This window comes from Mariniflexile ostreae (assembly GCF_042427585.1).
In the GTDB taxonomy this organism is placed as follows: domain Bacteria; phylum Bacteroidota; class Bacteroidia; order Flavobacteriales; family Flavobacteriaceae; genus Pseudalgibacter; species Pseudalgibacter ostreae.
Genome location: NZ_JBHMFC010000074.1, coordinates 99,884 through 121,779 on the forward strand (window position 1 = coordinate 99,884; position 21,896 = coordinate 121,779).

Consider the following 21,896-nt stretch of genomic DNA (forward strand, 5'->3'; position numbering starts at 1 on the left):
TTTATTTATTTACCTTAATATGAAAAGCAAAACCATTATTGCTCTTTACATTTAATTCCATTTTTGAATCTTTAGTCAACTTAGCTGTTTCAATTTTAACACGTGTTCTTGTTTTGATAGTTTCATCATCGGTATACACTTTTGCCTTATAGGTTTGATTTGGGTCTAAGAAAGAAAAATCTAACACGGCTTTTCGTGCTTCGTCTCCATTAATTCCACCTATAAACCACTCCTTTCCTTTTCTACGTGCAATGACACCAAGAGCTCCCATTTCAGCCTCTAACACTCTGGTTTCATCCCAAGTGGTTGGAACATTATCAAAAAACTCCAATTCTGGTTCATTTCCAATATGGCGCGTATCACCCCATAAACCATCTTTTTTTTCTGGAGAAGCTGCTGGTTTATCATACCAATATAAAAATTGTAATGGACTGAAGATACAAACGGCTTTAGCCAATTGAGACGCCCGAGACCCCATAGCATCAACTCTGGTGCTATAATAACAAATCGTATTATCGGAAGCACCGGCAAGAGTACGCGTAAACATGCTAATTAAGGTATGGGCATTTGGCACGGTTTCTTCATCACCACGAATGCCTTCTTGTGTTAATAAATTTGGATAGGTTCTTGAAAAACCTGTAGGCCTATACTCATCATGTACATTCACAATCATGCCATAATCAGCAGCTTTTTTTATGGCCTCATGCATCCATGCTGTAGCTTCTTGATCACCAACCCGTACAAAACCGAATTTAATTCCCGCAATACCCCAGGTTTTAAACAAAGGCAATATCTCATCCAATTGCTTTTCTAAGGCACGACGGTTTACATATAGAATAAGACCAATACCTCGCTCCTTTCCATAAGCCGTAACCGCTTCCATATCCAAAGGACCTTTAGAACGTTTAGGATCTAAAGCAACCGTAGTAGCATCAGATTCATTTTTCATTTCATCGCCATACCACCCGGCATCAAACATGATATACTGCATATTATGTTCTACCACAAAATCTATAGCAGCAAAGGCGCCTTGAGTGGTAAGCGTTGTTTCCCGCAACACTTTCCCTGGCTTGATCCAAGATTCGTCTGCAATTTCCGAAGGGTCGTTTAGGTTTTGAAGAATGTAATTGTTCTCTAACAATTCACCATGCGATTTCCCTATCATAACAACACGCCATGGGGATTGAAAAGGGAGCTTTTTATGAACTTTTACACCCTCACTATCTCGGTTTGAAATGATAGCGCCCGATATGGTATCCTGCTTCTGTTCGCCCATTTTTCCATCAAGCTCGGAAAGAATACTGTATTTTGAAGAGGTTCCCTTATTAAAACTTAGCCGCGCATAATCTACTAATTTTGCTTCTGCCAAGGCCACAACCAAACTATCGTTCACCTCGATAACTAGTGGACGTTCGGCCCCTGCCTCGAGTTGGCTGAGAGGAATTTTTTTGTATTCGCCTTGCGCCGTTAATTTTCCGGGCTCTCGTTTTGGTGTAGACCAAACTGGGTAATCCTTATCAAAATTATAATGGATTATTTCATCTAACCCTATCTCAGAAATATTATTTTGCTCGGGTATTTCATAAGCAAAAGCAATCCCTTCGTTATATGCTCTACCAATAAGATTGATTTGTGCCTCGCCCAATTTCAAATATATTTTTGTTTGATTGTAATGATCTGGAATGTTACTTAATTCGCTAAAATTAGAGTGCCATACATTATTCACTGTGGAGTTTTCAACTTTTAATATGGACAAATTACCAGAAAACTCTATTTCTTTAGAAAAAAGCTCTAATGTTGAAGGCAAAACCACATCTTGATTATCGTATTGTATCGAGAAGCTTAAGTTATTGCTATTTTCATCATAAAAGAAAGAAATCGTTTTAGTTCCATCTGGAGACACTAGTTCTGTTTTGTCTGATGCTTTACAAGCAAAAAGTACTAATGACATAATAATCATTAGAACAGGGTATCTCCCTTTTAATATTAAATTACACATAATATATATATATTATTCTTATTAATATTCTATTCGTCTCGTACCCAAATATGACTTCCATCCAATAAATTTTTGTATTGGATTTCGAACTCAGCTTTTATCTTTTCAAAAACAGCGGGTTGTGTTTTAGATATATCTTCCGATTCACTGATATCTTTTGTAAGATTGAACAATACAAAATCGGTCAGTTTAGCACTTTTAATATAATCGATGTTTCCATCATATAAATTATGAAAGTTAGGTACGGGCTTATTATCGACTTCTAAGCGTGCCATGATTTTATAATCACCATGTCTCATCGCCACCATTCTATCATTCAGGGCATCATAAAAAGCCCAGATTAATGGCTTACTTCTGTTGAAATTTCCATCTTTAAAAATGGTTACAAATGATTCGCCATCTAGAACTCTATTAGGTAATTTAGCCCCAGAAAGCTCTGCAAATGTTGGTAATAAATCCAATGCAGAAACGACTTTATCGGATGTGCCTGTGAATGTTTTTTCACCCAACCAATTAATGATACCTGGTACTCTAAAACCCGCTTCATTCGTCCAAAGTTTCATCCCTTTTAATTCGCCAGGCGAACCGTAAGAACGCTTGGCCCTCTCATAACGCATGAATGTTTCTGGACCATTATCCGATGAAAATACAATTAAGGTATTGTCTAAATTACTTGCTTTTAAATAAGCAACTAAACGGCCCACAGCTAAATCTACATTTTCAACATTGGCAAAATATTCTGCTTCTTCTCTATTTTTAGCCAGCGGTAAATATTTCTGCACCAAATCTTCAGGTGATGCTACAGGTTCATGAGGTTCGTGAAATGCCACCTCTAGGAAAAATGGTTTATTCGTTTGTTTGTTTTCCAACCATTGTATGGCTTCACTAATAATTATTTGGCTGCTATACCCTTCAATTTCGCCAACTTCTTTCCCATTTCTAATAAAATTATTTGGGTTTTGATGACTAGGCGCGGCATTGTTATGCGTTGCAAACCAATAATCGAAACCAAAATCGTTTGGTTGGGGCTGTACACCTGAATTGAACCTTGAAGAACAATGCCATTTACCTACTAAACATGTTTCATAACCTACAGATTTTAATATCGCAGGAATGGTTTCCTCATGTGCTTGAAGATGCACCAAATCCCTATTATCCGGACTTTTTTTGATGCCTGGTATAAAATCATAAATACCTGCACGATTCGGACTCCTACCTGTAAGCAATCCAGCTCTTGATGGCGAACAAACAGGAGCCGAGGAATAAAAATTAGTTAATTTGATACCCGATGCTGCTAAGGCATCTAAATTTGAGGTTTTGATAATGGGATGACCAAATGATGCCAAATCGCCATAGCCAAGATCATCGCATAAAAAAACCACAATATTGGGTTGCTCTGCATATGTTTTTTGCTGAGATACCTCTGCCGTTTTAGTAGTTTTATTCGTTTTACAAGATGTACTCACTAAACCAACAAAAATCAAAAAATATTTAATTATTTTAAAATCCATTTCGATTTAGCTTTTTGATAGGTTAAAAAAATCATTGAAATAAAGCATTTGATATTTTATGGAATTACTCCAATATGCATTGGTATGCCCTCCGGGCCTTTCTATATAATCATGTGGAATATTTCGTTCTAAGAGTTTTTTATGGAGCCTAAGGTTCGCATCATAAAAGAAATCGTCTACCCCACAATCAAACATAAATTTTAAATTTTTCCCATCTAGCAAATGCACTAAATTGATTACCGTATGCCCCTCCCAATTTAATGGGTGTTCTGCATATGCTCCCAATCGTTTCGCAATATCCCATCGCAAAGGAAAAGGCCTAATATCTACACCACCACTCATACTAGCCGCTACTGCCCAAATATCGGGATGTTTAAATGCTAGAAACAAAGCACCATGACCGCCCATACTGAAGCCTGAAATCGCTCTATGTGCCTTAGAGGCCTTGGTGTTATATGACTGATCTATTTTTGAAACCAATTCTTTCGAAATATAGGTTTCATATTGCATAGTGCGGTCTATGGGACTATCGAAATACCAGCTTGTTTTACCGCCATCAGGACACACAATGATAACATTATACATGTCGGCATACTGCTTTATTTCAGGAGCTTTTGCCAACCATGCTTTATGATCGCCGCCTGCACCGTGAAGCAAATAAACTACAGAATACGCTGGTCCTTTTTTTGAATAAGAATCGGGCGTTATAACAACATTTTTTATAGCCTTATCCATCACTTTACTAGATACTACAAGCGTATCGATGTTTGAAGCAAACAGTGTTGCTGCAAAACAGAATGATAATATAAAACCTATAGCTTTTTTCATCTTATTTAATGTCCTTTTTATTATTTTTTCAGAATGATATCTTCTAATTCCTCTAATGTTTTTCCTTTGGTCTCGGGCATCATAAAGGCTACAAATAACAATTGCAGCACCATCATTCCAGCAAACACCAAGAATACCACCCCTGGCCCAATCATTGGATGACTAAATAAAAATGGAATTAATGAAGGAATAATAGCTGCTAAAATCCAATGTGTAGAACTACCAAATGCTTGACCCGATGCTCTTAAATGGTTCGGGAATATTTCAGATACAAATACCCAAATTACGGCCCCTTGTCCAATAGCATGTGCTGCAATAAACAAGAACAAGAAAATGGGTATGGACATACCTGTCCAACCTAGAAAAAAGGCAGCCGACACTAAACCCAATGAAATAATATAGCCTACAGACCCCATATACATCAAGGTTTTTCTCCCTAATTTATCTATTAAAAAGACTCCTAAAAGCGTAAAAACAAGGTTAGTAAACCCAATACCTATACTGCTTAACAAAGCGGTACTTTCCCCCAGACCAGCTTCTTCAAAAATACGCGGCGCGTAATATAAAAAAGCATTAATTCCTGAAAACTGGTTAAAAAACGCGATTAAAAACGCTAACATTAAAGGAAATCTGTATTTTTTAATGAAGATGTTTTCAGACTTATCACTTTTATCAGAATGCGTGTTAAATTCTCTTATTTGTTCTTCAACATCTATATCTGGATTTATTAATTTCAAGACCTTTCTTGCTTCATCCACTCTTGATTGCGACAATAGCCATCTTGGACTTCTTGGTACTTTTAGTGCAAATAAAATATATAAAACGGCAGGAATCGCTTCAACACCAAGCATCCAGCGCCATGCATTTTCACCTATATCACTTAAAAGGTAATTAGACAAATAAGCTATTAAAATACCAAAAACAATATTAAATTGATACATGGCCACTAAGCGTCCCCTACTTTTAGCCGGAGCAATTTCGGAAATATAGGCAGGAGCAGCAATGGTTGATGCACCTACACCAAGACCACCTATAAAACGGGCAAAAGCAAACACATAAGGATCATTGGCCAAAGCTGAACCTATGGCCGATATGGCAAATAAAATACCAATAACAATAAGTGTGTTTTTACGGCCGAACGTATTAGTAGGAATACCCCCAAAAATAGCTCCAAAAACAGTTCCCCAGAGAGCCATGCCCATAACGACTACTCCATGAAAAGCATCGGAAGACTCCCACAGCGTTTGTAATTTTTTATCGGCTCCAGAAATGACCACAACATCAAATCCAAATAAGAAACCAGCTAGAGCGGCAGTAATAGACCATAATATTATTTTTTTATTCATGCTATATGTATTAATTAGTTTTAGTTTTATTATAGTTTATTTTAATGGAAGCACCATGTTCCATGTTTTTGTACCATTACCAAATCCTCCAGGGCCATCCATGGTTGCAAAGAAAATATGTGTAGGCTTGCCATTTTCCACAAATACAAATGGGCGCTCTAATTGTCCTTGTTTTATCGTTTTGCCATTATCCCATTTTACTGTTTTGGTATAGGCTTTAGGATCCTCGTCCAAAACCCAATGAAGACCATCTTTAGAGTGTGCTAAAAGACCATCGCCCTGTCCTCCAGTAATTAGCCCTCTTTGATCTTTGGCTATCATATGAAACCCGTCGTTATCACTCCATAAATGTGGATCTTCTACCTCACCAAACCGTGCCATTGAAAACAAAGGCTCATCCCCCATTACCGTATAGGTTCCATCAAATGACGGAGCCGTTGCTACACCAATACTCATATCGCTTTGCTGAATCCCATCTTCTTTATAGCTTCTGCCTTTAAAAAGCAGAATCACCGACCCATCTGCTTTAATTAAAGGTGACGGATTAGATGTTAAAAAACTGTAATACGTATTAGGTTTAACATCTAAAATAGGAGCTTCCAAACGCTTCCACGGCCCATAAGGACTTTTAGATGTCGCAATGCCCACACGCTTTCCCCATCTACTTGCAATACACCATTTACTGGATAAATCGAATTCCTTTACATTTTCTGTAGTAACCTCTTCAAATGGGTGAGTAGATCCCATATAATATAAAATATAAGTATCCTTATGTTTTACAACCTTAGGGTTATGGCAGGATTTTCCATCCCAATACTGAGCTCCTCTATTTCCTAATGCAACATCCTTGAATGTATAAGGCCCTTGTGGTGTACTGGACACCGCATGCACAATTTCTGAAGCGACCATCCAACCGGGGTGAAATGGCAACATCTTTGGCCATCTAGACGCGTACATATGATAGACCCCGTCATCCCCTTTTATAACAGAACTTCCCCAAACCCAATAACCTTCCATTTGAAAACCGCCATTTACTGGTGCTTCTTTTAAATTGTCGAAAATTGGATTTTGTGCGCTACAAGAGAGTACAAACCCAAATAAAAATAGAATACGATATATCATTATATTAAGAAAATTCTTTAGTTTTTTATGGGTTGAATTTTTATTTCCTTTAAGTTTATAGGGTTCCACTGTTCTGCTACTGGCATTAAAGAAAATTCATATTTGCCCGCTTTCTCAATGTTAAAATGGCCAAGATCTAGAGTTTTAAATCGCTTAGGATTGTCTCCGCTAGCAGGTATTTTTACAATTTTTGATTTGCCATTAAATAGAACAGTGATTTCTGTTTCCTTATCTCCAGAATATCCAATCTCTATAGCATAACGCCCTGGTTGATCCATCTCAAGGGTCCAATATACCCTCGCTGTTTCACTGTCCCAGCTTCCTACACAATCCAAATGATCATTATATAACGCCCCAGGGCCTTGTAAATTTTCATATTGCGCCCTAAATGCGGGTAGCACCACAAGCCCCGATTCATCCTGTACTAATGGCTTTTGAGGCAAAGCATTGGGCATATCTTTTAATTTCAAAACAATTACTGAAGCCACATTATCTGGTGCTGCCCCTGTTAACTTAAGCCGAATGCCATCTTCTAAGGTTTCGGTTTTAAAGGTTCTATTTTTATCGGTGAGCAAATAAGAAGACTCTACCTCATTATTTAGCCCAATAGAGAGCGTTGCGCCATCCTTCCAGTCGTACACATGTAAATAAAGCAAGCCTTTATTGTCGACTTCTTTCATGGTAATTCTTCCCCATGCAGGCTCATTATTTGTAGGACTTGCCTGTGTACCGTATATGGCTTCGCTATTCGCATCCATCCAAGTGCCTATTGCTTTTAAACGCTCTACGGCCTCTGGCCTTAAAGTACCTTCCCGGGTAGGGCTCACATTAAGCAAATAATTACCGCCTTTACTACTTTGATCTATTAAATTACGGATTAAAGTAGGAATGGATTTAAAGTTATCATCATCACTACGGTAGCCCCAACTTCCGCTAATAGGTTGACATAGCTCCCAATATTTTATTTCCGGTTGATACCTTGGTCCGTTTCTTTCAAAAGTTTTATGGTCTCCTGGATAAGCATCACCTAAACGATCGTTAGTAATGATACCTGGCTGAAGTGCCCTGGTGATATGATGCAAACTATCCACTACAGATTTTGTCATTTCCCGTGGTGTATCCCACCAAAATATAGCAATGGGGCCGTATTCTGTTAACAATTGTTTGACTTCGGGAAGTGCTTTTTCATACACATACTCATCACTACTAACACGCTTTATATTTTTATCCCAACTATTGCCTAAGCCTCCAGGGTGATGCCAATCTTGTGCTTGAGAGTAATAAAACCCAAATTTTATTCCTTGTTCCTGGCAAGCTTTAGCCAATTCTTTCAATACATCCCGTTTAAAAGGGGTGGCATCAAAAATGTTATAATTGGTAGCTTTAGAGTTAAACATAGAAAAACCATCATGATGTTTGGCTGTTATCACCATATATTTCATTCCCGCTTGCTTAGCCAAGCCCACAAATTCTGCTGCATTAAATTTTGTAGGGTTAAATTCTGCTGCAAATTTCTCATATTCACTAATAGGGATTTTCCCCTTATTCATAATCCATTCCGCACTATTGGTTTGTGCTTCTCCCTTATAAAAACCGGCAGGAACGGTATAAATTCCCCAATGGATAAACATACCAAATCGAGCCTCTTCCCACCATGCCATACGCTCTTCTTCTGAAAGATTTTTTACCTCAGAAACCTTTATTGCATTAGCATTTTGCTTACATGCCGAATTAAACATAAAGGACACCAACCCCACCAATACTAATACTTTTTTCATAGACGCTACGTTTACAATCGTGTAATGATTAATCATAGAAAACATAATACAATAATAAAAATTATAGTTTTTATTGAGTATAAATCATGACTCATACCGTATTAACTATTGCTCATTTAAATGATAATGCATGTGAGATACTTTAAGGCAGGCATTTAAAAATTAAAAACCATACCGATTTTATCTATTGGCATATTTCCCATTAAGCCCCCACTAAACGTATCCACATCTATAATAAAGAAAAACCACCCAATAGCGGGTGGCTTTTTACACTACTTTATAATCTGTTACCCATCATAAAAGCTTTACTGTATCTTTCTAACTTGAAAGGTGTTTAACACAGGTTTACCTCTCACGGCTATAAAATCTAAAACAAGGCCTTCTCCATTCAAAACAACAATTTCATATTTTTTTGAAATCGCTTTTTCTGAGCCATAGGCTTCTGCAAGGTTTAAATTTTTCTCAATAAAATTACCATTGAGAACCACATTAAAAACTCGATCGGAAACAGTTTCTGAAACTTTATCATTTCCTAAGTTGTAAACCAATTTCTCATGCTCCTTATCAGATTCCAATTCGGCCCAACCTAATGAAACAACATATTTCCCATCAGGTACATCTAACTTAAATTTACGAATGCCTACGCGTTGGGTTTGATAAATGGGGTCGTCTTCAGAATCTATAATATCTAAGTCTGAACTTGGCAAACTCCCAAATCGGGTTTTAGGCCTAAAAGCTTGACCACCTACATACCCCCAGCTTCCTTTTACATATTCTTGTTCTGGAATCCACACTTGATCCTTAACTTTATCTTCATAAATTCGTTTTGTACCGAGGAGCACATTTAATTCATAAAATTCATCTTCAAACTCAGAAAACATATTAGGTGCCAACCTGAAATCAACGTCTAATACATCTATATACTCTTTGGAATTTACAGTCATTTTAGCAACTATACGGTTTTTTCCATTTACAAAAGGAATAGAGAATCGCGCAATATTGTTAATTACTTTAGCATTGTAAACCTTATCGTTATGCCTTAATTCCACCAAATCGCCATTAGAATACACCGTTACAGGCTGCACACAAAAGTTTTTACCTGCTTCTGCAACACCCCCTCTTATCTTCCATTGATTTTGACCCAGTTTAATAACAGGCGTTTTAGAAAGCACTGTTTTGTACAACCACCATGTATCTTTTTTTTCTCTCTCTAAAGTAGTAATTCCTTTTAAATTTGTACGAGGCTGGGCATACCCTCTTGCTTCAGAGTAAAAATCATTTAAATTCCAAATGTTAGCACCAACAATAAAAGGCCTACTTTGTATGGCTTCTAGGTAATGTTCGTGATAAATATTCCCGTATTCAACAGTATAATCAAATCTCTCCGGTTCTAAGGAGTGTAAACGCGGGTGCACATCTGCACCATATTCGGTAACTATTAGAGACTGTTTTGGAAAAAGTTTATGAAGCTCATCTAGGTTTTTATCGAAACTGGAAAGATTTCCAGAATACCAGCCTTGGTATAAATTCCAGCCCAATATCATAGGGACACTTGTTACTCCTGCATCTTTATATCGGCTAATAGCACCATGATTTACAATCATTGTATACCGATTTGAATCTAAATCTCTTATTTTCGTTTCAATTTCAGAAGCTAACGTTGTGATGTTTTTTGCATATACTTCATAACGTTTTTTTTCTGTTTTCTGGTCGAATGGCAACCTTAAAAGCACCTCATTCATATACGCCCAAATGATAAGCGATGGATGATTATAGTTTTGCTTCACCATTTCTTCTGCCATAAAAAGGGCATTTTCAGTAAAGGCCTCCGACTCTGTAATGGCATTTACTATTGGTATCTCTATAGACGTTAAAATACCCAACCTATCACACATTTCAAGCACTGTTGGGTCTTGAGGGTAGTGGGATATTCGCAAAAAGTTACCGCCCATATCTTTAAGCAAGCGCATGTCCCGAACATGCATCTCATCTAATAAAGCATTTCCTTTTTTTAAATAATCTTGATGCCTATTTGTTCCTATCAATTTAAGATACTCGCCATTAAGAAAGAAACCTTTTTCAGGATCGAACTTAAACCAACGTAGCCCTAAAGGCTCCATAGATTCATCTAAAACATCTCCTGTTTCAGCATCTTTAATCTGGCTAATAACGCTATATAAATAAGGATTATCAGGCGACCACAGCTTTGGGTTTTTAATTTCAAAAACATCTTTAATAGCTTTATTTTTCTGGTTTTTACCAAGCTTAACTTTTTTGTTCGTGGTTAAAACAGTTTCACCTTGCTTGTCTACTACTCTATTTACAATAGCGACCGTTTTATTCTGATTGGTATCATTGTTCAATACATACTCCATTTCAACTTTTGCTTCTTCTTTCGAAACTTCGGGAGTATTTATATAGATACCTGATGAACTGTAATCGTTCATTGAAAAATGAACTGCATTCAATTTAATTAGAAACACATCACGATAAATACCTCCGAAAAATGTAAAGTCTGCTGATAAGGGTGGGATATCTACATCATGACTATTATCTACTTTTACAGCTAGTACATTTTGTTGATCGTATTTTAAAAATGATGTAATATCAAAGTGAAATCGTGTATAACCGCCTTTGTGCTGTCCAGCCCATTGCCCGTTTACATACACATCGGCAACTTGATTAACACCTTCAAAATAGATTAAAGTTTTAGTTTTCGGATTTTGTTCTGCTTCCATAAAAACAGTTTTTTTATACCACCCCACTCCTCTATAATACCCTGGTGTATCGTCGGTAACATCTATATTGTTCCAGGTGTGTGGAATGTTAACAGATTCCCAGTTGGCATCATTTAGCTCTGGAAGCATTTCTGAATTTGCATTTTTAGAAGTTTCTAAATCGCCTTTATAAAACTTCCACCCATTGTTAATGGTAAAAGTTTGCCTAGATTGAGATGATACACTAAAAACAATTAATAGTGTAAAAAGTATAATATAAGTTTGCTTATTCATTTTTTAATAATAACATGTTAATCATTGGTTTTCAAATGCACCTCTATCTGGATTTCCTTTTATAGGATTTCCTAAAAAATCTTTCATAGGATGGCCTTCAATTTCGATGCCTTTATTTATTTCTGGGGATTCCTTTTTTAATAGAAATCGTAAATACGATTTCCAATTAGATTTAGAGGGCAGAGCACTTTTAAACAATGGATTTTTTTTGCTTTTCCCTAAATCTTCTGGTTCTTCTTTAATAGCGCCATAATACGTATTTGCATTAAAAACATTATTGGTACTTCCACCTAAATCGAACCCATTTCCCTTTCCTAAAGAATAGAAAATATTGTTTGTGTATGTTGTGGATTTTGGAAATCCATTCCAACTTTTATGGTAAATTAATTGCACATTATCATGTTCTTCTCCTGCAAAAAACACGTTATTATAAGTATGGGTATTGGTTGTAGGCCCCGAGTTTCTAACAATATGATGGTTATTACTTTCAAAAATGTTATACCTAATAATGGTGCCATCATTAAAACCTGTTTTACTCGCTCCATCATTACAAATTAGAATACCCCCATGGCCATTATTATGGCTGTAATTATATTGAATGATGGTGTTTTTACAATTCCAATCGCTATCAAAACCACCAGCATCTACATCTGGTTTATGATCCCAACTATCGGCTTCGGTATTATAATAAGTATAAGAAGCTTCGTTATATTGAAACAAAGCATCATCACAATTAAAAGGAAATGACGCGTTACCACTCCCTTTTATACCGTTATATGTAAAAACACAATGCTCTACCAAAGGCGCTTTAGCTACGCGAACTATCAATGCATTAGCCCCTGATTTTTCAAACTTGTTGTTTCTAAAAACAACATTTTTATTGGGATACCAATTATGGATTCTTCCATTTGCTAATTTGTCTCCCCAATGACTTGTTAATGATCTTCTGTCCCAAACAGACCTGTTAGACCAGCCTGTTCTGTCCACATTATGAATATAACAGCCTTCAACATATAAGCCATCAAAATTAGATTTCACCTGTTTTGAAGTGTCTTTATCTCTCGTTATGTCAACAAAAACACCTCCATTATCTTTGGCACTCATATCGCCATTAACTTCACAAACTTCTACGTTAATTAATTGAATATCGTGAAGTGTTCCGCAATCTCTTCCTTCAATATAAATTCCCATTTTAGGAGCATATACATAGGTAACATTGTTTTTTAACGGATATTCTCTTGGCACTTCTGAAAGTGCATAATTTTTAATTTTTAAATCGCGAATTTCAATATACTCTTGATTAAACAAACGAATGGTATATGACACTGTTTCATTGTTCGAAATTACGCCTTGAGCATCTAAAACAGGCGCTGGTCCAGAACCATAAGCACCAATAACGATGCGTTTATTTTTAGTACCACTTCCTTTTGGAACAAAATTTCCAATCCACGTGCCTCCTCTTCTAAAAAGAATAGAATCATTGGATTTTAAATTCAATTCATTAATCCTATTAATACTTTTAAAAGGTGTTGCTTTACTAGTACCATTATTAGCATCTGTTCCAATAACATCATCTACAAAATAGGTGGTTTGAGCATAACTATATTGAAAGCTCAACATTAACAAAACAGAACATGTTTTTATTGTTTTCAGTGTCATCTATTTTTAATTTTTTGAGATTAGCTTTAGCATTTCTATAGCATATCGTTTTCCTAAAAGGCGTTGACTTTCACTATCAAAATGAGTTTTATCAATAGTTGTTGTGTTTTCAGTAGTAACAACTCCCGTGTTTTTAACGTTATTTGGCAACTCTAAAATCATGTTATTAAAATTGTTTCGTTGTGGTTTATCTGGTGATAATTGCCCTGCAACAAACGGTAAATTAGGAGCGTTTAAATCTGCTCGTAGAGCTTCAATCAATATCTTTATTTTTGGCATGTATTTATCATATCTTCCTGCGTTTGCTTCACCTTGATGCCAAATAACCCCTTTTAAAACACCATATTCCATAGCCTTTTCCACTTGGCTTATGGCTTGATTATAAAGTGTATCTCCCGGTTTCCATTCTTCAATAGAGGTGCCTCCTTTAGCATTTACAATCAACCCGATTTGCTTTCCAGAAGAAGCATTAGCCATTTCTTTTGCAAAACCGTAGCTTGAACTTAATCTTTGCATATGGATACTTTTCCTTACCGTAGAGTATTTATTAAAAGGATTAGCTGCTTTTTCCCATGGCTTATCTTCATTTCCTGTAAATAAAAACACATGCTGAAGGCTGTCTTTATCTTGCTCCTCAATAACGGCTCTTCCTGCCATATTTGACTGCCCAATGCATAAATAAAGCTCCATTGGTTTGTCTTCATTTTTAACTATGCTATTTGTTGATTTACATTGATATAACAGGCCAACGCACAGTATTAAAAGTATTTTGTAATATTTCATTTTTTGATTTGATGTTATTTATTAATTCTTAATAATTATTTATTTCTTCACGAGTCACAAGAGTTCAATTGCATATGTTCCTTCTGGAATTTTAACACGGATAGCATTTGGAACTGAATTGTCTACTGACACATTTTCTCCATCTAATCTTATGGATGTGATATCAGGTGAATAAAAAGTTACATGAGTTTCAGAAGAAATAATCTTTCCACTCATCCCTTTGACATCATTTGCAATATTCATATATAATGCAACTGAGGCATCCGATTTAAAACCTATTTGAATGTCTTGTTCTGACTTAAATGATTCACCCTTTACAAAATATGAAACCAACTTTCCTGCAAGTTTTCTGTAAACGACATTTTCACCCTGAAAAGATTCCGTTTTATTAGTTTCAAGGCTTGTCCCTCCAGAAGTAAGCGCAACATCTACAATTTTTTCTTGGATAATTTCAGTACCTGTATAATCGCCAGCTATAATTCTTTTTAAATCGCCTGTTTTATGAGTCTTATCCCCTGGAAATAAAACGGTAAGAATATCTGCTTGTTGGTTGTTTGTATTATAATTAGCATACATATAATCTGAAACAAAAGCAAATCCTGACCGATCTTGATTGGCTGTCTTCTTTAATTCAACTGAAGCTGGAGTTGTTCCTAAAAAGGTAGTTAATGTTACATTGTTATCAGAATACAAACGAGGTCCTGTATTTCCTTTTTCTATTTTAATTTCAGAGAAATATTCTGTAGTATTCTGAATAGTGTTTAAAGTTGCTGCATTGGGATGCCACACCACATTAACATTATCTTCTACCGTATCTGTGGTTACATGATCCATAACCACATAGTAGCCGTTAACGCCATTTGAAGGCTGAACAAAAACAACATCTCTAAGATGCGTTCCTGAGATGGCCTCTGAACTAGAACCTCTAAAATACTCTATATTTTGACCTACAAAGCCTTCGACAATACCATTACCCACTTTGGATGTATGTCTTTTTCCTCCTATCATTAAAGTATTCGCAGATTCTGAATTTGAATGTATGAAATCAAAAGTAGCGGTTACTCCATCTATAGTAACATCATTGTTTGGTCCATCGTAGCCTGCATTACGCAATAAAATTTCACCATAACCTGCCAAAGCCAAAGCGTTAGTTTCATAATTGGTATGATACTCGGTATTTCCTTTTAAATTCTGCATACTCATATAAAGCGCATCTGTAGATTGCGTGTCTGTAATTAAAGCCGCATAATTTTCAAATAAACGGCTTGGAGCCATTACAGCATCATCAGTATTGAATTCTATAGGGTTATTATTTTCCGCAGTTCCTGCCATGATTAAGTAATTTGACAAATGCCCCTTTAAAACGCCCTCAGAAACACCTGCCCCTTCACGCAACACCCACATGGCATATTTGTATGCTTCAGGTGAAAATCGGGCAGCCGAAACAATATTTGGCGATAAAATGATATTCCCTTCCTCGATATCCCATGGTTTTTGGCTTTCTGTATTACGAGAATCACCATATAGCAAAATCCTTCCAAAAGGCGCTACCGCATAGCCATACATAAACTCTTTTAGCCCAACAATTCCTGGGTTTGTGTAATACTCATGATAACCCATATACTCCATGATATCTGGTGTCATATTTTTAACAGCACGTTCAATAGAATTCCACCGTTGTACACAGTAACCATTACCGGCCGGCGACACACCATCATTAGGCATATAATGCTCTGACAACCCGATATCAAATTCTTTTTTAGCCTTTTTAAATTCAGTTTCATCTCCAATATATTTGTAATATAACATGCGCATGGCCCAACCATGAGGATCCCATTTACCTATTACTAGGGCCATACTCTTCGCCTCTAGCCAACTTTCATATTCAGAAAGTACAGCCGCATCCAAATCGTATCGTATAACATCCAGTGCCAAAAGGGCATAAAACAATTCGTGTGAGCGTACAGAAGACGTCGCAGCACCTGTTCCAATCTCCATAGTTCGGATTCTGGTCTCGAATTTATCTTTAATACCCTGAATATATTTACGCTTATTTGCTGGATCAAGAATATAGGCAAGTGCATTGGCTCCCATAACATCTCTAGTTTCACCATCGCCTTGGTTTGCTATAGTAATAGCACTCACTTTCATAGCGCTGAACATCTTTGATGTCTTTGCTAATTTTCTCCAATATGAATAATCTGTTGTATCTATGATGTTTCCAGAAAAGCCCCGTAATGGCAGGAGTGCAAGACAAAAAAGGAACACTAGAACTAATTTGGATTGGACATTGGTTAGTTTCATATTGTTATTATTATATAATTAATCAGCTTTTAAGATTAGAGCTTTGTCTCTATTTGGACTCCTCGTAACCCAATATCACATCAGGTTTCTGAAGCAATCCATGCATGTGTTCGATAATATCTTTATATTTATTATTCGTTGAATGTATCAAGTTGTTCCATTCATTTGGGTCGTTTTCGTGATTGTAAAGCTCTTTAGAGCCATCAAAATATTCTGTAAATCGATAAGAGCCGTATTTCACAGTCGCATATTTCGCTCTTCTGAACGTGTAAGCGGGGTATTCCCATTTAAAATCGGGGTTTTTCATCAGAGGAACTAAGCTATGGCCTTCGATTTCTTTATTTTCAGGAAGGCTGCATAGTTCTAATAATGTGGGGTAAAGGTCTATTAGTTGAACATTAGCTTCAACCGGTTTTGTTGAACCGGATCTTGGATCCTGGATAATAAGTGGAACTTTAGTTGAACGATCCCACGCGGTATGCTTTTGAAACCTGCTTTTTTCTCCCATATGAAACCCGTGATCTGACCATAAAACAACAATGGTATTATCTCTATATGGGCTGTTTTCTAAGGCATCTAATATTTTTCCAATTTGAGTATCTGTAAAAGTAACGCAAGCCATATAGGCCTGAAGCATCTTTCGCCATTGATTATTCTTAATCGCCCAGGGCACATCGGGATAAGAATTCCAAACCGCTTCAGCCGCTTTAGGAATATCATCATAGTCGTCTTCTTTGTAAGGCGGAAGTTCGATATCATCAAGCGGATACATGTCTAAATACTTCTGTTGAATATATAAAGGCGTATGCGGACGTAAGAAACCTGTCATCAAGAAAAACGGTTTGTCGTGGTCCTTTGAAAGTTGATCTACAGCCCATTCAGCAGCTTTATAATCACTCATTTCATTTTCCGGTTTACTTATAGGCCCCCAATCCAGAAGTCCTTTTGAGCCAAACCAGTTTAGCCGCTTCTTTTTCCCATTTTCATCTAGATTTAAATCCCATGAACCACGGCCATGAGACACATCAACTGTTTCTTCAGGAACGTGGTGATGAAGGAGCTTACCAGCAGCCATTGTCTTGTAGCCATAATCTGCAAAATACTCGTAAATAAGAGAGGACCCTTTCTTTTTAACAGCGTTGACAACCTCATCATCCTTCCGCTGTATACTTCCTTCCATTCCAAAGCCCAAGCTGTGGTAATACATTCCCGACATGACGCTCGCCCGTGAAGGACCACAGACCGCATATTGACAATGGGCTGACTTAAAAAATGTTCCTTGTGAGGCCAATCCATCCATATGGGGTGTAATAACCTGGTTATTGCCCATATAACCTGCCCAGTCATTTAAGTCATCAACCGCAATAAAAAGCACGTTTGGCTTTTTATCTGGAGTTGTTTTTTTAGATGAAGAACAGCTTGCAATAAGTCCTAAACTTATAAAAAGCATAAAAATCTGTTTCATAGGGTATCATTCTTTTTTATAATTAATCGATAATTGTATGCTTTTAATTAGCGTAACCAAATAGGAATAGAATTATTAACATTCCATTCTTTCACTATTTCATCTAAGTTATCGCCTTTCCACTCGGTGGATCCAGCTGGTATGGCATCGTGTTTTGGTAACCATTTTTTATGTGCTTCAATAACCTCAGCATATTCGGGTATATTTGCTAAATTTATGTGTTCCCCTGGGTCTGTTTTATGATTATATAATTCCTGTCCACCGTCACGATACTGTATATAACGCCAATCATTACTTCTTACCGCATGATTTTTATAGTACCACGTTGTTAATACAGCCCTATCTAGCTTTGTTTCGGGAGTATTAATAAGTGGCACCAAACTTTCACCTTCCAGTTTTGGTAATTTAGGAAGCTTACAAAGTTCTGTTAATGTTGGATAAATATCCAAAAGACTTACTACTTGACTACTTTTTTGTCCGTTATTTTTATTATTTGGAACTTTAAAATATAAGGGTACTTTGGTGGCTTCCTCCCAAAGGGCTTGCTTTCTAAAATGTCTTTTTTCTCCTAAGTGCTGACCATGATCCGACCATAAAACAATAATGGTGTTTTTACCATTCGGGCTTTTTTCTAAAGCGTCTACCACTTTTCCTATTTGTTCATCTACAAAAGTGACACAGGCTAAATAAGATTGCACTAATTCTGGTAAAATTTCTTTTTTCTGACTCACATCACCCCAACCGCCGCGAGGTGTGTAACCATAAGCAATGGCTTTTCCCATAATGGGAATATCTTCGAATTCATCCTCAGGAACTTCTGGAACAACAATATCTTCAATTGGATATAAATCGAAATACTTTTTTGGTGCAGAATAAGGCACATGCGGCCGAATAAACCCTACTGCCATAAAAAATGGTTTGTCCTGCTTTTGGTTGAGTTTATCAATGGCCCAATTGGCTATTTGCTCGTCGTACATCCCTTTTTCTGGAATATCTTCATCTTCTAAAGGACCACCGCACAAGGAATAAAACCTGTTGGTATCCTTATAATTTTCATTGATGTTGTCTTCGCCATATAATTGTACAAGCTGCCCACCACCTTTTGGAAACGGATAAAACATAGTACCACGATAGCCGAAACCATTTTCTTTAATGTGCGGCTCCATATTCCTCCAGAATTGAGGTGAATACTCTGTCCAGAAATCATCCGTTTTATCTTTGTAATCTGATTCGCCACTGTGAAACACTTTACCAGTAGCATAGGTATTATAGCCATTATTTTTAAAGTGCTCTGGAAGCATTTTATGATCCGCCATAACCGTTTCATAATTCTTTTTCATATTAGCAGTAGAACTATACCAACCTGATGATGTTGGATGAATACCGCTAAGTAAAGAATTTCTAGAAGCCGTACAAACAGGTTGTGAGGCATGGGCATTTGTAAACAAAACACCTTCCGAAAAAAGCTTGTCCATATTGGGGGTTATAGCCTGTGGGTGCCCAAGTAAGGCGCCTTCCCAATCGTTTAAATCATCTACCGAAATAAAAAGCACATTGGGTTGTGTGCCTGCTTGTACCACTTTTTTTTTGGTTGATGGACAATTTGTAAAAAGTAATAGACCAAAAAAAACTATGATGATTTGTTTCATTATCAAATTTATTAAGTGCAATATTTGTCCAATTATTTTTTGAGTTTTGCCACCGCAATTCCGAATTCTCCAGAAACGGAATAATAGAGATATACATCGCCATTATCAATAAAAATAGCAGGATCTCTTAACTCATGTAACGGGTTTCTTGAAAAACCTTTTACGGATTCTTTAATAGGAAGGTTAACTCCTTCGTAATCCATTTCAGGTTTCAATATTTCATTTGGTACGCTGGCTTTCCAACTTTTCCAAGATCCTTCAGAAAGATTTACTTCGCAACCAAGAATCCGTTCAGGGGCATCTCCTTTTTGAGAATAAAATACTACAAGATTATCGCCATGTAAGCTCACGGCTGTATGCCTTGCTTTTGGTAATATTAAAGCGCCTTTTTTAAATGGTTGTAGGCCGTCTTCAGAATGATAAAAAGACCCTTTAACTAAAGCATAATAATCCGATTTGTATTTAAAAACCCGGAAATAGGAAGGCCCTAAAACGGTTTCGGAAGCTATAAAATCCAATCCGTTTTTAGAAGTACTTACAAACGTTTTTTGCCCTGACTTGTCCTGATTGTATCCATGAAAATACATTCTAATGGTTTTAGTGTCTTCATCTATAATAATATCTGGAGAAGCCATATGTCCTTTGGCTGCGGTTTTATCTATATGAAGCACGCCTGGTTTATAAATGGCCCAAGGCCCCGTAGGAGAATTGGCATAAGCCAAACGAATGTATTTACCGTGATGATGCGCAAAGTACATGTAATATTTACCTAAAGGATTTTGAACCCAATCGGGTACTTTTATTACGGAAGGCCCATTAATGTTGCCTCCTAGTTTACCTTCTAAACCTTCCATTTCTGGGTGAATCATTAAATTCTTTTCTGAACGAACAAAAACACCTTCATTCCATTTTGTTATATTTGAAGTAGACTTACAGGCTGTTGCACCCATTAAAACTAGGTAACAACAAAACCAATATAATTTATTTTTAGACATCCAATTATTTTTCATTTGTATCAAAATATTCTATAAGATTATACGTATTTATATTTAATGCTTTCATTTTTTCCATCATGGGTGTCCAAATCTCATACTCATTACTTACAATCCCCTTGTTCGCATCTACATTGGATGGATCGACACCCTTGGCGGTTGGGTCGTTATCTTGGTATTTAAAATAGTGCCAACCCACACAGTTTTTCGATTCGATTAAAGCCAGGTTGTAGTTTTGATAAAATAGCCCGCGGTCCTCTTGGGTTCGTACAATCCAACCTGCACCACTTTTATTTCCCATCCCAGAATCTTCACCTTTAACATAATATTCCGTTATAATAAATGGTTTACCAGACCATTTTTCCCAATTCACCATATCTTCACTATCCGGTGTCCAATGGTTATAATAATTAATTGAAATAACATCCACATAGTTACCAACTGTTTTCATAAACTCAGGATAATTCCTTTCTCTACTGTAAAAACGAGAACCTATATACATGTGATTAGGGTCGTATTTTTTAATAGCTGAGGAAACAATTGAAAAATATTTATCGGCGACAAATGCCATAAATATTTTTCTGTGTTCGTTTGTAATATCCGCTTGGGTTATATCATTATCTTTTAACCATCTATTTGCAGCTAAGTAACCATGATCATCTTTTGGTAATGCCAAATAGTTATCTAAAGCCTTAATTTTAAATGGCATTTCATTGTCTGAAAAATGTCCAAATAGGTTTGGATCATCTTTATAATCTAATAGTTTTTTTGCATGTTCATCACAAAAGGCTTCAAACTCAGGATCAAAAACAAAAATAGCATCCTTTGGATATCCTGTGTGCCCTGGTTGTTGATGTGTACCGCCACGCTTACGCCCATAACCACTCATAAAATTCCAAATAATGGTATATGGTAATGGTTTCTCTAAGGTTTTATTAGCTTCCACAATGGCACCTATATCACTCCAAGAACCTGCACAATTAAAACCATTTTCTTGCAATATTTGAGTGGTTTCATTAATCCAATTTTCTTTAGAGCCAAATTTCTCTATTAAAGCTTCTTTGGTTCTTTTTGATTTTCCTGTAGTGACACCATTTAATGCCATATTAAAATATCTATAGCCTAATGGATCAATTCCCCACCAGCGATCTCCCATTTTTTTTACGTGAAAAAAACCTGTAGCATAATCTGTTTTATGTTCTAACCACCCACCATATTTACTCAGTTTTGGCGAGTTTTTTGCTATTTCAAAACCTTTAACAGACTCCAAGGTTCGGGTTTCAAACGGCTGATACTCTTTGTAACTTCTACTGCCATCTTTATGGTACAGTTTCACTTTAGCGTCTACTAAAAGTAGTCCCTCTGGTGTATTTTTTTGAGCATATCCTTTCGTATAATGGCTTTCAAATAGAATAATTACTATAAAAATGTATCCTATATTTTTCATGT

Annotated in this window: 14 protein-coding genes; all 14 read right to left on the reverse strand. The window is 36.5% G+C overall.

The annotated features are described in order from the left end of the window. Position 1: 1 nt before the first annotated feature. Positions 2-1,951: a glycoside hydrolase family 97 protein gene (locus ACFFU9_RS11440; protein ID WP_379861576.1), complete on the reverse strand. Its 1,950-nt coding sequence runs from the start codon at positions 1,949-1,951 to the stop codon at positions 2-4. Between the two features lie 77 nt (positions 1,952-2,028). After that, entirely contained in the window at positions 2,029-3,510 is a 1,482-nt protein-coding gene (locus ACFFU9_RS11445; protein WP_379861577.1) for a sulfatase-like hydrolase/transferase, read from the reverse strand. Positions 3,511-3,516: 6 nt separating this feature from the next. Further along, positions 3,517-4,338, reverse strand: coding sequence for an alpha/beta hydrolase (locus ACFFU9_RS11450; RefSeq protein WP_379861578.1), 822 nt, complete (start codon positions 4,336-4,338; stop codon positions 3,517-3,519). Between the two features lie 20 nt (positions 4,339-4,358). Further along, a complete protein-coding gene (locus tag ACFFU9_RS11455) occupies positions 4,359-5,684 on the reverse strand; it encodes a sugar porter family MFS transporter (RefSeq protein WP_379861579.1) in 1,326 nt (441 codons plus the stop codon). Between the two features lie 36 nt (positions 5,685-5,720). Continuing rightward, on the reverse strand, positions 5,721-6,806 hold the full coding sequence (locus ACFFU9_RS11460) for a glycoside hydrolase family protein (RefSeq protein ID WP_379861580.1): 1,086 nt from the start codon (positions 6,804-6,806) through the stop codon (positions 5,721-5,723). Positions 6,807-6,823: 17 nt separating this feature from the next. After that, positions 6,824-8,584 carry an alpha-L-fucosidase gene (locus ACFFU9_RS11465; RefSeq protein ID WP_379861581.1) on the reverse strand — a complete coding sequence of 587 codons (1,761 nt, stop codon included), beginning with the start codon at positions 8,582-8,584 and terminating at the stop codon, positions 6,824-6,826. A gap of 305 nt (positions 8,585-8,889) precedes the next feature. After that, entirely contained in the window at positions 8,890-11,595 is a 2,706-nt protein-coding gene (locus tag ACFFU9_RS11470; protein ID WP_379861582.1) for a glycoside hydrolase family 2 TIM barrel-domain containing protein, read from the reverse strand. Positions 11,596-11,616: 21 nt separating this feature from the next. Next, entirely contained in the window at positions 11,617-13,254 is a 1,638-nt protein-coding gene (locus ACFFU9_RS11475; RefSeq protein ID WP_379861583.1) for a right-handed parallel beta-helix repeat-containing protein, read from the reverse strand. A 6-nt stretch (positions 13,255-13,260) separates the two neighbouring features. Further along, entirely contained in the window at positions 13,261-13,944 is a 684-nt protein-coding gene (locus tag ACFFU9_RS11480; RefSeq protein ID WP_379861584.1) for a sialate O-acetylesterase, read from the reverse strand. Positions 13,945-14,091: 147 nt separating this feature from the next. Continuing rightward, positions 14,092-16,341, reverse strand: a complete 2,250-nt coding sequence (locus tag ACFFU9_RS11485; RefSeq protein ID WP_379861585.1) for a hypothetical protein — start codon at positions 16,339-16,341, stop codon at positions 14,092-14,094. Positions 16,342-16,390: 49 nt separating this feature from the next. After that, complete coding sequence (locus ACFFU9_RS11490; RefSeq protein ID WP_379861586.1) at positions 16,391-17,806, reverse strand: sulfatase; 1,416 nt, start codon at positions 17,804-17,806, stop codon at positions 16,391-16,393. Positions 17,807-17,853: 47 nt separating this feature from the next. After that, positions 17,854-19,455, reverse strand: coding sequence for a sulfatase (locus ACFFU9_RS11495; RefSeq protein ID WP_379861587.1), 1,602 nt, complete (start codon positions 19,453-19,455; stop codon positions 17,854-17,856). Positions 19,456-19,487: 32 nt separating this feature from the next. Next, complete coding sequence (locus ACFFU9_RS11500; protein WP_379861588.1) at positions 19,488-20,405, reverse strand: glycoside hydrolase family protein; 918 nt, start codon at positions 20,403-20,405, stop codon at positions 19,488-19,490. Positions 20,406-20,454: 49 nt separating this feature from the next. Next, positions 20,455-21,894, reverse strand: a complete 1,440-nt coding sequence (locus ACFFU9_RS11505; RefSeq protein ID WP_379861589.1) for a glycoside hydrolase family protein — start codon at positions 21,892-21,894, stop codon at positions 20,455-20,457. Positions 21,895-21,896 lie beyond the last annotated feature (2 nt).

Excerpts from the sequence above, each read along its gene's own strand:
- ACFFU9_RS11460 (WP_379861580.1), bottom strand. The coding sequence starts at position 6,806 with ATGATATATCGTATTCTATTTTTATTTGGGTTTGTACTCTCTTGTAGC.
- ACFFU9_RS11500 (WP_379861588.1), bottom strand. The coding sequence starts at position 20,405 with ATGGGTGCAACAGCCTGTAAGTCTACTTCAAATATAACAAAATGGAAT.
- ACFFU9_RS11485 (WP_379861585.1), bottom strand. The coding sequence starts at position 16,341 with ATGAAACTAACCAATGTCCAATCCAAATTAGTTCTAGTGTTCCTTTTT.
- ACFFU9_RS11470 (WP_379861582.1), bottom strand. The coding sequence starts at position 11,595 with ATGAATAAGCAAACTTATATTATACTTTTTACACTATTAATTGTTTTT.
- ACFFU9_RS11445 (WP_379861577.1), bottom strand. The coding sequence starts at position 3,510 with ATGGATTTTAAAATAATTAAATATTTTTTGATTTTTGTTGGTTTAGTG.
- ACFFU9_RS11465 (WP_379861581.1), bottom strand. The coding sequence starts at position 8,584 with ATGAAAAAAGTATTAGTATTGGTGGGGTTGGTGTCCTTTATGTTTAAT.
- ACFFU9_RS11440 (WP_379861576.1), bottom strand. The coding sequence starts at position 1,951 with ATGTCATTAGTACTTTTTGCTTGTAAAGCATCAGACAAAACAGAACTA.
- ACFFU9_RS11495 (WP_379861587.1), bottom strand. The coding sequence starts at position 19,455 with ATGAAACAAATCATCATAGTTTTTTTTGGTCTATTACTTTTTACAAAT.
- ACFFU9_RS11450 (WP_379861578.1), bottom strand. The coding sequence starts at position 4,338 with ATGAAAAAAGCTATAGGTTTTATATTATCATTCTGTTTTGCAGCAACA.
- ACFFU9_RS11475 (WP_379861583.1), bottom strand. The coding sequence starts at position 13,254 with ATGACACTGAAAACAATAAAAACATGTTCTGTTTTGTTAATGTTGAGC.
- ACFFU9_RS11455 (WP_379861579.1), bottom strand. The coding sequence starts at position 5,684 with ATGAATAAAAAAATAATATTATGGTCTATTACTGCCGCTCTAGCTGGT.
- ACFFU9_RS11480 (WP_379861584.1), bottom strand. The coding sequence starts at position 13,944 with ATGGAGCTTTATTTATGCATTGGGCAGTCAAATATGGCAGGAAGAGCC.
- ACFFU9_RS11490 (WP_379861586.1), bottom strand. The coding sequence starts at position 17,806 with ATGAAACAGATTTTTATGCTTTTTATAAGTTTAGGACTTATTGCAAGC.
- ACFFU9_RS11505 (WP_379861589.1), bottom strand. The coding sequence starts at position 21,894 with ATGAAAAATATAGGATACATTTTTATAGTAATTATTCTATTTGAAAGC.